This window comes from Bacillus rugosus (genome assembly GCF_023238245.1).
Taxonomy (GTDB): domain Bacteria; phylum Bacillota; class Bacilli; order Bacillales; family Bacillaceae; genus Bacillus; species Bacillus rugosus.
The window spans coordinates 2,109,297-2,122,377 of record NZ_CP096590.1 but is presented as its reverse complement, the minus strand read 5'-3'; the positions used below and the strand labels follow the sequence as shown (position 1 = coordinate 2,122,377).

The window sequence follows — 13,081 nt, the reverse complement described above, 5'->3', positions numbered from 1 at the left end:
ACTTTATCGTGATGTACCTTTTTTGATGCGTATTTAAAGAGACAGATCGCTGCTGTTGGCTGCTGTTTGTTTCTTTTTCGCTTTTTTTGACCAGTATGTTGCAAGCATTGATCCAGAAAGGTTATGCCACACACTAAATATCGCGCTTGGTACGGCAGATAGCGGTGAGAAATGAGCGGTGGCGAGTGCAGCCCCAAGCCCTGAATTCTGCATGCCAACTTCGATTGCAATTGCTTTTTGAGACGGATAACCCATTCTTAAAAGTTTTGCGCAAAGAAATCCAAGCAAATAACCGATACCGTTATGCAGGATGACAACAGAAAAAATGAGAAATCCTGATTGAAGCAGATTTTCCCGGTTGCCGCTGACGACAGCTGAGACAATTGCAACGATGCCAATAACAGAAATAAGCGGCAGGGCATGTACGGCTTTTGCCACTTGTTTTCTGAAAAACATTTTGACGATCACGCCTGCAATAATCGGAAATAAAACAGCCTGTAAGATTGAAATAAATAAAGACCCTGGCGAGACAGGAAGCCATTCCTTGGCAAACAGCATAATCAAAAGCGGTGTTAAAACAGGCGCCAACAAGGTAGAAATTGTTGTAACAGCAACAGAAAGGGCCGTATTTCCTTTTGCCAAAAATGTCATGACATTAGAAGCTGTGCCACCAGGACAGCAGCCGACAAGAATAACACCCACTGCGATTTCAGCTGGAAGGTGCAGTCCAACTGCCAGACCGAAAGCTACGAGCGGCATGATGGTATACTGAACTATCACCCCAATAATGACATGCCAAGGTTTTCTGATCAGCTCCTTGAAATCATCGGCTTGCAGTGTAAGACCCATTCCAAACATGATAATGCCAAGAAAAATCGTAATATAAGAACTGATCCACGTAAAAAAAGACGGGAAAGAAAATCCCAGGACGGCAAAAACAATGACCCATATGCCAAAGGTTTGTCCCGCGAAATGACTTATTCTTCTAATGATGTCCATCAAAACACTCCTTACACACATTTATCAAGAACTTCAGCAGAAATTCTCACAGATTTTGAAGCATTCTCTTATTATAATTAATTTTCTGAATAATTCAATATTAATAGATGAATTAACTTTTGATAGATAACAATAAATATATTATGTAAACTAAATAAAATGTTCTTGACTATATAGGAAGATATTCTTACAATGAATCTTTATAATGGTTAGATAAAATAGGAGTGATAGGGTGAAGGAAGCGAATCAATGGTCTTCGAAGCTCGGCTTTATTTTAGCCGCGGCAGGATCAGCTATCGGGCTTGGCGCGATATGGAAATTTCCATATGTAGCGGGAACCAGCGGAGGAGGCGCATTTTTACTTATTTTTATTTTGTTTACGGTTTTAATCGGACTGCCTTTATTGTTAGGTGAATTTATCATAGGCAGAAAAACACAGAAAGATGCCGTACAGTCCTATAAAACACTTGCTCCGGGAACGAAGTGGCATTGGATCGGTTATTTAGGCATGGCGACGTGCTTTATTCTTTTATCTTTTTACAGTGTCGTCGGCGGATGGATTTTAATTTATATTACAAAAGGCCTCACTGGCGGTTTATCGCAAACATCTGGTTTTGATACGATATTTGCAAATACGATTTCAAATCCTTATCTGGCTGTAGGAGGCCAGCTGCTCTTTATGGTGGTGACAATATTAGTTGTTGCAAAAGGGGTTAGCAGCGGAATTGAAAAAGCAAGTCAAGTATTAATGCCGGCGCTTTTTATATTATTTGTTATTTTAATGGTGCGTTCCGTTACACTTGATGGCGCGATGGAAGGGCTCAAGTTTTTCCTGATGCCTGATTTAACTGCGATTGATGCCAATACGATTTTATATGCGATGGGCCAATCCTTTTTCTTATTAAGTGTCGGTGTATCTGTCATGGTAACGTATAGCTCTTATTTAGAAAAACAGGAAAATCTTGTGCAGTCCGCTGTATCAGTAACTGTATTGAACATGCTTGTTGCCGTAATGGCAGGAATTGCGATTTTTCCAGCTGTATTTTCATTCGGCCTCAAACCAGACCAAGGGCCGGTACTGTTATTTAACGTACTGCCGACTGTGTTTAATCAAATGCCGTTCGGAATTATCTTTTTATTAGCATTTTTAATTCTATTTTTATTTGCGGCATTGACATCCGCTTTCTCAATGCTGGAAATTTTGGTCGCAGTGCTTTCAAAAGGCGATGTCAATAAGAGAAAACGATTCGCCTGGTTAGGCGGAATTGCTATTTTTATTGTCGGTGTGCCATCTGCATTATCATACGGGGTCTTAAGTGACGTCTCTCTATTTCACTTGTCTATTTTTGATGCGGCCGACTACCTTGTGAGCAATATTTTAATGCCGTTAGGCGCGTTATTGATTTCTATTTTTGTTCCGCTAAAAATACCGAAACAGGATTTGTTTGATGAGCTGAAAAGCGGTTCCAATCTCAAACGAAAGTGGTTTGCGGTTTGGCTGTTGCTCATTCGTTATCTATCTCCTGTTGCTATTATCATCGTATTTTTGCATGTGGTAGGCATTTTTTAAAACATGAAGCCCCCCCGGAAAAGGGGGCTTTTTTTAATAGAGTTTCCAAACAACTTCTTTTGCCTGCTCGAAACGTTTTTCTGCCTCGCGCCAATCCACGACATTCCACCAATGATCGACATAGCTTGCCCGGTCATTTTTATATTGCAAATAGTAGGCATGTTCCCATACGTCAAGCGGTAAAAGAGGGATCACATCCCATTGGCTTAAATGCTGGTGCTTTTCTGCCGTTAAAATCTCCAGCCGTCCCGATCGAGGTGCCCAGACCAAAATGGCCCAGCCGACACCTTCTACTTTTTTAGCGGCCTGCGTAAAATGTTCTTTAAAAGCGGAATAGCTTCCAAATGAAAGATCAATCATTTGGAACAATGCCCCTGTAGGACGCCTTTTTCCGTTTGGATGCATCGAAAACCAAAAAATACTGTGCAAATAATGGCCTGCTCCATGGAATGCAAGCTCTCTTTCCCAATGAGTGACCAAATCAAAATTTTTTGATGCTCTCGCTTTCTTAAGCTCTAATTCTGCTTTGTTCAGACCGTCAACATAGCTTTGATGATGCTTCGTATGATGGAGGACCATAATCTCGCGTGAAATATAAGGCTCTAAGGCGGAATATTTGTACGGAAGCTTTGGCAGCACATGTTTTCCTATAGGGACATAAGCGCGTCTTTCACTTGTATCCTCTGATTCTGTAATATCCCGATATAGGGCAGCAGCCTGATTATACCAATCTTCTTCTGTTGTTTGATCATCTTCCAGTGCTTCAATCATCTTGTCGATTTGATCTTCAAACTGATCAAGCTGTCCTCGTTTTTGAATCTGATCCTTCAGGGCTTCACACCAATTGAACATCTCCGTTTGATAAGATTCACGTTTCATTTGCTGTCTCCTTTTCGATAGAATTCAAATACTTCCCGACAGCCAGCAAAGAGAATACATATGGATAACTGTGATAGCGGATATAAAATTGCTTTGGCAATCCGATTCCGGCGGGATAGGCAAAGCTATCGGCGCCATGAGAACTGCTGTCAGTAAGGTATTGCATACCTTTCATAACAGATGGGTGTTCAGAATTTTCGTATGTGAGCAAAGCGTCTAAAGCCCAGGCCGTTTGTACAATGGTTCCTTTATGAAGCGGGACGTACGTTTTGACTTCGGCACTTTTACAGGATTCTCCCCAACTGCCGTCATCATGCTGTATGGATTTGAGCCAGCGCAAGGCCTTTTGTATAGCAGGGTGCTTTCGGTCAACCCCGCAGGCATGCATACCCGTAAGAGCAGCCCATGTGCCGTAAATGTAGCAAACACCCCATCTTCCGTACCAAGACCCATTTTGTTCTTGATGTTCAAAGAGCCAGTTCATGGCGCGCTGAATATGTTGATGTTTCTCAGTGAAACCAGCTTTCTCGCCTAAAAAGTGCAGTACACGTCCGGTAAGGTCGGCGGTTGAAGGATCAACTGCCGCATCCTCGGCGGATTCAAGCGGGAGAAGGCGAATCAGAGGATGGTTCACATTTTTTTCAAAAGCAGAAAATCCGCCGTCATTGTTTTGCATCGATAAAAGCCAAGACACCCCTCGTTCCCAAGCTGAAGGAGAATAACTGCGGGGAAGCGCTTTTAATACGGCTGCAGTATCGTCACAGTCAGGGTTATTTGTATTGATGTTTGAAAATCCCCAGCCGCCGGGGGCGGCACTCGGATTTTTGACAGACCAATCTGCTATTTTCGTATGCTGGCGTTCTAGCAAAAAGGCAGCTGCTTTTGTAATAGAGCCGTCTGTTTCGTGCACACCGTTTTTTTGGAGTGCATAGCTGATCAGAGCTGTATCCCAAACAGTTGAAGTAGAGTTTTCAAGATAAGGAATTTCGTTGCACTTTGTCACCAGTGATTTGATGCCGTTAATAGCCCTCCTGATAACAGGAGAGTAGCGTGACACACCAAGTGACAGAAGGCTGTAAACCATAAATATGGTTGCGCTCGCATAGCTGTATAATGTTCCGTCTTTTTCGATCCGGTCCAGCATATATGTTTTAGCCGTCTGTAAGCCTAGCTGCTGAAAAGCAAAGGGTGCATGAAAAATGCGCTTCCAATGTGACCAAATAGGCGTGAGATCTCTTTCTTCAAAAGCATCAGATCGAAGCCATGTAAAAGGGTTTTTTGTCATGTGCGGATCGAGATGGCGAAGAGATGGAATATTGCGGTTTTTAAGAACGAATCGCTGATTGAGTGTTACGGCCATAGGAGCAAAATGAATTCGGGCATATGTGCTGAACTGATAGAAATGAACCGGTAATGTTGGGGGGAGCGCCATGAGCGATAATGGTAAATACAAAACAGGCCAAGGATACAGCCCGTTCACGGCAAGCATCCATTTTGTCATGAAATGAACATGTCTCAAACCGCCATGTGAGATGATAAATTGTTCAGCTTTCCTCATGTGCGGGTCAGATCTGTGAAAACATCCTGAAGCCAGCATCCCGACATATCCTTGGACGGTAGCTGTTATATTTCCACTCGTTTCATCAGGATAATTGATGAATGTGCCGTCGGGCTGCTGTTTTTCGCGAATGCCGGCTGCAAGCGCTGATATCAGTTCTTTTTCATTGTCGCCTTCATCTAGTGAGGTGAGGAGCAAAATAAAAAAGGAATTTGTCATGATTGGTCCTTCAAAGCAAAATGTCCACGAACCGTTAGTATTTTGCCTGTCTTTTAACTCTGCAATGGTTTTCTTTTGATAACGCCTCACTTTCTCCTGAAGTGTGCCCATCACGCTCAACTCCTTCAGAAGCATATATATTCAGCGTCTTTTACCGCCATTACAGAAAGAAAAAAACTGCTGGCAGGCAGCAGTTTTTTGACATACATGTCAGTCTTCGAGATTTATCCATACACTTTTAACTTCTGTGTAGTTATTTAAGGCATATGATCCCATTTCTCGTCCGAGTCCTGACTGTTTATAACCTCCGAACGGAGATGCTGCGTCAAATACATTATAGCAGTTCACCCAGACGGTTCCGGCTTGAAGACGGTCCGCGATATAGTGGGCATGCTTGACGTTCTCTGTCCATAGTCCGGCCGCGAGTCCATATTCTGAATGATTCGCTCGTTCAATGACTTCATCGACTGTTTCGTACGGAATGGCAGTCAGTACCGGTCCGAAAATTTCTTCTTTTGCGATGGTCATCTCGTCTTCAACATTGGCAAACACAGTCGGTGCGACAAAATATCCTTGTTCAAAAGGACAGCTTCCGCCAGTCACTGCTTTTGCTCCTTCGTCTTTTCCCTTTTGAATATAGGAAAGAACGCGTTCGTGCTGTTCCTTGCTCACGAGAGGCCCGATTTGTGTATCCTTATGAAGTCCCGCTCCTTGGCGGAGTGATTCAGCATAAGAGACCATCTCATTGACGACTTCATCATACTGGTCTTTATGAATGAAAACACGCGAGCCCGCACAGCAGACTTGGCCCTGGTTAAACATCACACCGTTTAAAGCGCCTGGGATCGCTTTTTTCAAATTCGCATCAGGCAGAAGAATATTAGGTGATTTTCCGCCAAGCTCCAAGGTAACACGCTTAATGCTTTTCGCAGCGGTGGACATGATTTTCTTTCCGATTTCAGTGGAACCGGTAAAGGCTATTTTATCAACCGCTTCATGGTTCGTCAGCGCTTCTCCCGCATCTTCACCGAATCCCGGAATGATATTGATGACACCATCCGGGAAGCCGGCTTGGTCAATTAATTCTGCCAAATAAAGAGCTGAAAGCGGTGTTTGTTCAGCTGGTTTAAGCACGATTGTACAGCCTGTTGCCAGAGCCGCGCCCATTTTCCACATCGCCATCAGGAGCGGGAAGTTCCATGGAATGATCTGACCGACGACGCCTACAGGTTCATGGCGCGTATAATTAAAATAAGCGCCGGAAACCGGAATTGTCTGTCCTGTTATTTTTGTACACCAGCCGGCGTAATAGCGCATATGCTCAATAGCCAGCGGTATATCTCCATTAGTCGTTTCGTTTATCGGTTTCCCGTTATCAAGCGTTTCAAGCTGAGCAAGCTCAGTTTTATGCTCTTCCATTAAGTCTGCCAGCTTATACATCAGTCTGCTTCTTGAAGCTGGAGACATTGTTCTCCATTCGCCTTGGTCAAAGGCTTTCCGGGCAGCTTTAACCGCTTTGTCCACATCCGCAGCCTGGGCTTCATACAGCGTCATTAAGGTTTCGCCGGTTGCCGGGTTGGGCGTGTCAAAGGTTGCCCCTGAGGCACTCGGAACAAACTTTCCATCAATATAAAGCTTCTTTGTTCCCTGTAAAAATGTCTCCAGCCTTTTCGTCACTTGCATCGTTAAAGAACTCATCCGTAACAAACCTCCAGTCAATTTTTATGGTCTGTTTTGAGATTCTTGGTGATAGCACATTAATTCCTTGATTGAATGGCAGAAATAAGCTGTGTTATTTGCTGTAAGAGTAAGCGTATACAAACATTCTATAATAGAAAACAAGGCAAAATCAATGAATAACCGATATTGCAATTTGTAAAAGAAAAAAGCTACAATAAGCGTATAGATATGTAAAGGAGATTTCGTTTATGATTCATAACAATTGGTTTGAAAAAGAAACAATCAAAAAGGTAAAATGTGTGCAGACAAACGCAAAAAAATATATCGTGAACCGCGTTTTAACTCCGGGAAAAGAATATGAAGTGAAAAATGAAACAGAGGAGTTTCTCTTTGTGATCGACAATACGAATAAAGTCGGCGGCTATTATAAAGAATACTTCGAAGAGATCTAATACCTGAATAAAGCAGAGAGTATATAAAACCGCAGCCGAGCTGCGGTTTTTTCTGTAAAACAGGAAAAATAAAACAAAACCAATGGAAACTTTAAAACCACTTTTTTAAAAACATTGCTGAATATTGAAACTTTTTTCTCGATACGAGCGTATTACTTGATGACAACAGCACAATAGACGAAAAACAAATCAAAAATTTGAAAAATGTAATCTGTTCGTAATGGTTTAAATGTCTTCTATGTCGTATTCTTATATAGGGATAAAGGACTTATTTTTATGTAGTGAATGATAAAACAAATAGATAAATGCAGAAAGAGGGGTTCTTCATTGGGTATTTTTTCTGTTAGCAGATCAACGGATGCAAAGAAGCTTGAAGCTTTGCTCGTTGAAGGGGAAAGAATAGAATCGATTTATAAGCTCCGGGTGGACCAAATTTGCTTTACAAATAAGCGGATTATTTTCTTTGACAATAAAATGTTTTCTAAAAAGAAGGTTCGTGTATTTCTTCCATATAAAACAATTGAAAGCTTTGCGATCCAAGAAGCGGGCATGTTTGACCCGGACACTGGGCTCTTATTGATGACAAGAAGCAAAACGTTCGAATTAGAATTTGCGAAAGACACCGATTTAAGCGAAGTTCAAGCGGTGCTGACAAAGCACTTGTGCAGCTGAATATTTGATGGGCCAGCCGTTCAAAAAATGGTTAGGCTTTTTTTTTATATAAAAAGCAAAGCAGAGCAGAGCTCACATGCTCTGTTCTGTTTACGCCACTTACATGCCGTCAGAAGAGTAGGACAAAAAGTGCCAAAGAAAATCCGAAGCATCAACGCCAGCGGTCAAGATCCGTTCAAAAAGGCAGTAGCTCATCTTTCCATCAATGTCCCATGTTTGACAGGAGGCGAAACGGGAAACAGGATAGAAAGGAGAGGATATACATGGCACTGACAAAAGAACAAACACAGCATCTCTATCATAAATTGCTCGATATGCAAAAAGAATTGTCTGGCGAGAAAAAGGAAACAGAATCAATGACTGAAGAAGTTGGGGAGCTTTCCAATGGGGTTGACAACCACATGGCAGACCACGGCACGCTCGTCACAGACCGGATGACAGACCAAACGGTGAGAGAGATTGACCGGGAGCTGTTAGAGGAGGTCAACCATGCATTACAAAAAATGAAAGATGGAACGTACGGAGTGTGTGAAAAAACTGGCCAAGACATTCCTTATGAAAGGCTTGAAGCTGTTCCCTATGCAAGAATGACAGTGGAGGCCCAAGCTGATATGGAGGATGATTTAGAGACAGACGCTCCATCATTTGAAAGAGAGTTTCACGAGCAGGTAAAAGATCTATCCAATAAAGAAACCATTGATCAAAAAAGCTCTCAGACGTATGAGATTTTGGACCGTGAACAAGATTCGAAGTGAAAATGGCAAGCAAGTACACCGATATTAGATGTACTTGCTTTTTTTTGAAAAAAAATCTCATATTCAAAATAAAGTGATTGACTTCGAGTAAAAAAGAAAGTAACATACTATTTGTAAGTAAATATAAAAAGTTTACCGGGAGGAATACAAATGTCTACAGTATTATTTGTAAAATCGAGCGACCGTACAGCTGAAGAAGGCGTATCAACTAAACTTTACGAAGCTTTCTTAGCTGCTTATAAAGAAAACAACCCTGCTGATGAAGTGGTTGAATTAGATCTTCATAAAGAGAACCTTCCTTACCTTGGAAGAGATATGATTAACGGAACATTTAAAGCTGGTCAAGGAATGGAAATGACAGAAGAAGAGAAAAAACAAGCAGCAATTGCTGACAAATATCTGAATCAGTTTGTAAAAGCTGACAAAGTTGTTTTCGCATTCCCGCTTTGGAACTTCACAGTGCCAGCAGTTCTTCATACTTATGTTGATTACCTGTCTCGTGCAGGCGTTACATTCAAATACACACAAGAAGGACCAGTTGGTTTAATGGGCGACAAAAAAGTTGCACTTCTTAACGCGCGCGGCGGCATTTACTCTGAAGGACCAATGGCTGCACTTGAAATGTCATTAAACTTCATGAAAACAGTTCTTGGTTTCTGGGGTGTTCAAGACTTGCACACAGTTGTCATCGAAGGACATAACGCAGCGCCTGATCAAGCACAAGAAATTGTTGAAAAAGGTTTACAAGAAGCGACAGATCTTGCTGCAAAATTCTAATTTTAAACAAAAACTTCTATCATTGCGATAGGAGTTTTTTTGTATACATATTATATAGAAGAAAGTGATCTCTCGCTCTTGGCGAAAACCCGCTGCTTTTTATTGTAATATATTTTTTGATTGTCGAAACGTCAGATATAATAGCGAAAAATCGCTTTTAATCACTGGAAAAAGTTTTTCTAAACAATTGTTCTGACCTCTTGATAAAAAGCAACTGATGGTGTACTATATTAAAGAAGCTACTTTGTGCGTATTGTTAATTAAGTTTTAACCTTTAAGCTGTAATAGGGAGTTTTATATCGAAGCTGGAATGTCATGCCTCCATTGCAGAGGACGACAGGAACGTTTCTGCAAACACCCACTTTGAGGAGTGGTGGTTTAAAACTTTCTTACTTGCATACGGCAAGACGTAGCGAAAGCCATTTCCTTTTTGGAAATGGCTTTTTATTTTATCTAAAAAAGATAGGTATAGTGAAAATTCAATTTCTGTGTGAAAGAAATGAAGGCCGCTTTTTTATGATATGATGGGAGAAATTCAAGGAAAAGCGAGGTTTACACGTTATGTTACATAGAGCCCAATCCCTTCTGGCCCATTACTTCGGTTATGAAAAGCTTCGCAGCGGCCAAGAAGAAGCGATCCGCTCGGTGACGGAAGCGAGGCAAAATACGGCCTGCATTATGCCGACGGGAGGAGGCAAATCGATTTGCTATCAAATTCCGGCATTGATGTTTGAAGGGACAACGATCGTCATTTCGCCGTTGATTTCCTTGATGAAGGATCAAGTCGATGCGTTAGAAGAAGCGGGGATTAACGCCGCCTACATTAACAGCACACAATCCAATCAGGAAATATATGAGAGGCTGAACGGGCTCAAAGAAGGGGCTTATAAGCTTTTTTACATTACACCGGAGCGACTAACATCCACGGAGTTTATACGGATTTTGCAGGGCATTGATGTTCCTTTAGTCGCAATAGACGAGGCGCACTGTATTTCTCAATGGGGCCACGATTTCAGGCCAAGCTACAGAAATATTGAAATCTTGTTCCGTGAATTACATGACAAGCCTGTTATCATGGCATTAACAGCAACGGCCACACCAGAGGTCCATGAGGATATTTGCAAACAGCTGCATATTCAAAAAGAAAACACGGTACATACCGGATTTTCCCGAGACAATTTAACCTTTAAAGTAGCAAAAGGGGAAAATAAGGATCGTTTTATTGATGAATATGTGCAAAACAACAAACATGAAGCTGGGATTGTCTACACAGCGACTAGAAAAGAAGCTGATCGGATTTATGAGAGATTGAAACGAAATCAGATCAGTGCAGGCCGATATCACGGGGGCTTGGCTGATGACGTGAGAAAAGAGCAGCAGGAAAGGTTTCTTAATGATGAGCTGCAAGTGATGGTGGCAACCTCTGCTTTTGGAATGGGCATTGATAAATCAAATATCAGATTTGTCCTGCATGCACAAATTCCGAAAGATATGGAAAGCTACTATCAAGAGGCTGGTAGAGCTGGACGAGACGGTCTTGCCAGCGAATGTGTTCTCTTGTTTTCACCGCAGGATATTATGGTGCAGCGTTTCTTAATTGAACAATCCGAGCATGAAGAGAAACAAAAGCAGGATTTAAAAAAGCTGAGACAAATGGTCGACTATTGTCACACGGAAGATTGTCTGCAGCGATTTATCCTTATGTATTTCGGAGAAAAGGAGCCTGATGCGTGCGGACAGTGCGGAAACTGCACTGATACAAGGACGGCCCATGACGTAACACGGGAGGCGCAAATGGTCTTATCGTGTATCATTCGCATGAAAGAACGGTTTGGCAAGACGATGGTTGCCCAGGTGCTCGCCGGCTCTAAAAATAAAAAAGTTCTTGAAAACGGCTTTTCCGATCTCTCAACATACGGGATATTAAAACACCAATCAGTAGGGGAAATCAGTGATTTTATCGAATTTCTTATTTCTGACGATTTCATCAGGATGTCAGACGGAACGTTTCCGACTCTTTTTGTCAGCAGTAAAGGAAGGGATGTGCTGAGAGGAGAATTCTCAGTAACGAGAAAAGAAGCGTTAAAAGCGGCAGCGATTACTGAAAATGACGAGCTGTTTGAACGATTGCGCATGGTTCGAAAAGAAATTGCGGCAGAGCAGGGTGTTCCTCCTTTTGTCGTTTTCTCTGATCAAACGTTAAAAGAAATGTCAGGAAAACAGCCCGTAAATGATGAGGAACTTCTGTCTATAAAAGGAGTTGGAGAACAAAAAAGAGCAAAATACGGCGGCTTTTTTTACAAGAAATACAAGCTTATGCAGGGGTGACAGACTAAAAAAACAGTAAATCAACCTTTTTTTCTATAAAAAACACATTTTATTTTCTCTTTTTTTCCTCAAAATAAAAAGACTTGCGAAGCCTATTATATCAAGGGTTCAGCAAGTCTTTCCAACAGAGAGAAATCCTTCATGTAAAGGAACTGTAATCTAAATCATATCTTTTTGTTATTGATTTGACATTTACGTGTGTTACGATATCACCTGTTAGCCGCCAATAAAAAGCTAACAAGGGAGGATTTACTTATGAAGAAGACGATTATGTCCTTTGTAGCAGTTGCTGCACTTTCATCAACTGCATTCGGAGCTCACGCTTCTGCAAAAGAAATCACGGTGCAAAAGGGTGATACGCTCTGGGGAATCTCTCAGAAAAACGGAGTGAACCTAAAGGACCTAAAAGAATGGAACAAGTTAACTTCTGATAAAATCATTGCAGGAGAAAAACTGACCATTTCTTCAGAAGAAACAACCACTACTGGGCAATATACAATTAAAGCGGGAGATACGCTTTCTAAGATTGCTCAACAATTCGGTACGACAGTCAATAACCTGAAAGTTTGGAATAACCTAAGCTCTGACATGATCTATGCTGGATCTACGCTTTCAGTGAAAGGTCAGGCAACAGCAGCAAACACAGTTACTGAGAATACGCAAACAAGCGCACCTCAAACTGAAACAAAACAAGAAGCTGTGCTAAAAGAGCAACCTAAACAAGAAACAGTTCAACAACAACCAAAACAAGAAACAAAGGCTGCAGCAGAAACTTCTGTTCCAACAGAAGAAAAGGCTGTTCAATCAAATACAAATAATCAAGAAGCTTCAAAAGAACTAACAGTTACTGCTACTGCTTACACTGCTAACGACGGCGGCATTTCCGGCGTTACAGCAACAGGCGTTGACTTAAATAAGAACCCAAATGCGAAAGTTATTGCGGTTGATCCTAATGTGATTCCGCTAGGTTCTAAAGTCTATGTTGAAGGTTACGGTGAAGCAACAGCAGCAGACACTGGCGGCGCTATTAAAGGAAATAAAATCGACGTATTTGTACCCAATAAAAGTGATGCATCTAATTGGGGCGTCAAAACTGTAAGTGTAAAAATCTTAAACTAATCATATAGATTGTGATAAAAGACGTGAGCAATTGGCTTGCGTCTTTTTCCGTATGTTTAGGGATGTATATATG

10 protein-coding genes, 1 other RNA gene and 2 pseudogenes are annotated in these 13,081 nt (G+C 41.6%); 9 read left to right on the top strand and 4 right to left on the bottom strand.

The genetic code is table 11. From position 1 onward, the window contains the following. Positions 1–33: 33 nt before the first annotated feature. Positions 34–999: a bile acid:sodium symporter family transporter gene (locus M0696_RS10405; protein WP_222142996.1), complete on the bottom strand. Its 966-nt coding sequence runs from the start codon at positions 997–999 to the stop codon at positions 34–36. A gap of 232 nt (positions 1,000–1,231) precedes the next feature. Between M0696_RS10405 and M0696_RS10400 the strand changes: the two genes are divergently transcribed. Beyond that, positions 1,232–2,569: a sodium-dependent transporter gene (locus tag M0696_RS10400; RefSeq protein WP_166852126.1), complete on the top strand. Its 1,338-nt coding sequence runs from the start codon at positions 1,232–1,234 to the stop codon at positions 2,567–2,569. A gap of 33 nt (positions 2,570–2,602) precedes the next feature. Here the strand turns inward: M0696_RS10400 and M0696_RS10395 are convergent, their stop codons facing one another. From M0696_RS10395 to dhaS, 3 genes are all read right to left on the bottom strand, one after another. Further along, a complete protein-coding gene (locus M0696_RS10395) occupies positions 2,603–3,448 on the bottom strand; it encodes a superoxide dismutase (protein WP_222142995.1) in 846 nt (281 codons plus the stop codon). After that, positions 3,438–5,336: a terpene cyclase/mutase family protein gene (locus M0696_RS10390; protein ID WP_222142994.1), complete on the bottom strand. Its 1,899-nt coding sequence runs from the start codon at positions 5,334–5,336 to the stop codon at positions 3,438–3,440. The genes M0696_RS10395 and M0696_RS10390 overlap by 11 nt, the downstream gene beginning before the upstream one ends. A gap of 99 nt (positions 5,337–5,435) precedes the next feature. Further along, complete coding sequence (gene dhaS / locus M0696_RS10385) at positions 5,436–6,923, bottom strand: aldehyde dehydrogenase DhaS (protein ID WP_222142993.1); 1,488 nt, start codon at positions 6,921–6,923, stop codon at positions 5,436–5,438. A 230-nt stretch (positions 6,924–7,153) separates the two neighbouring features. Between dhaS and M0696_RS10380 the strand changes: the two genes are divergently transcribed. From M0696_RS10380 to M0696_RS10345, 8 genes and pseudogenes are all read left to right on the top strand, one after another. Further along, the gene (locus M0696_RS10380) at positions 7,154–7,357 is read left to right on the top strand and encodes a DUF6501 family protein (protein WP_166852134.1); all 204 of its coding nucleotides are present in this window, start codon (positions 7,154–7,156) and stop codon (positions 7,355–7,357) included. Between the two features lie 327 nt (positions 7,358–7,684). Then, entirely contained in the window at positions 7,685–8,029 is a 345-nt protein-coding gene (locus tag M0696_RS10375; protein ID WP_003220141.1) for a PH domain-containing protein, read from the top strand. A gap of 100 nt (positions 8,030–8,129) precedes the next feature. After that, positions 8,130–8,219, top strand: a pseudogene (locus M0696_RS10370) (hypothetical protein); the annotation flags it as partial. Positions 8,220–8,292: 73 nt separating this feature from the next. Further along, positions 8,293–8,784, top strand: coding sequence for a TraR/DksA family transcriptional regulator (locus M0696_RS10365; protein WP_166852136.1), 492 nt, complete (start codon positions 8,293–8,295; stop codon positions 8,782–8,784). 150 nt (positions 8,785–8,934) lie between these two features. After that, positions 8,935–9,561, top strand: coding sequence for an FMN-dependent NADH-azoreductase AzoJ (gene azoJ, locus M0696_RS10360; protein WP_222142992.1), 627 nt, complete (start codon positions 8,935–8,937; stop codon positions 9,559–9,561). Positions 9,562–9,794: 233 nt separating this feature from the next. Beyond that, a non-coding RNA gene (gene ssrS / locus M0696_RS10355) (6S RNA) lies at positions 9,795–9,981 on the top strand. 141 nt (positions 9,982–10,122) lie between these two features. After that, positions 10,123–11,897 (top strand): annotated as a pseudogene (recQ, locus tag M0696_RS10350) (DNA helicase RecQ). Between the two features lie 247 nt (positions 11,898–12,144). Beyond that, positions 12,145–13,008 carry a LysM peptidoglycan-binding and 3D domain-containing protein gene (locus tag M0696_RS10345; RefSeq protein WP_222142990.1) on the top strand — a complete coding sequence of 288 codons (864 nt, stop codon included), beginning with the start codon at positions 12,145–12,147 and terminating at the stop codon, positions 13,006–13,008. The last annotated feature ends 73 nt before the right edge of the window (positions 13,009–13,081 follow it).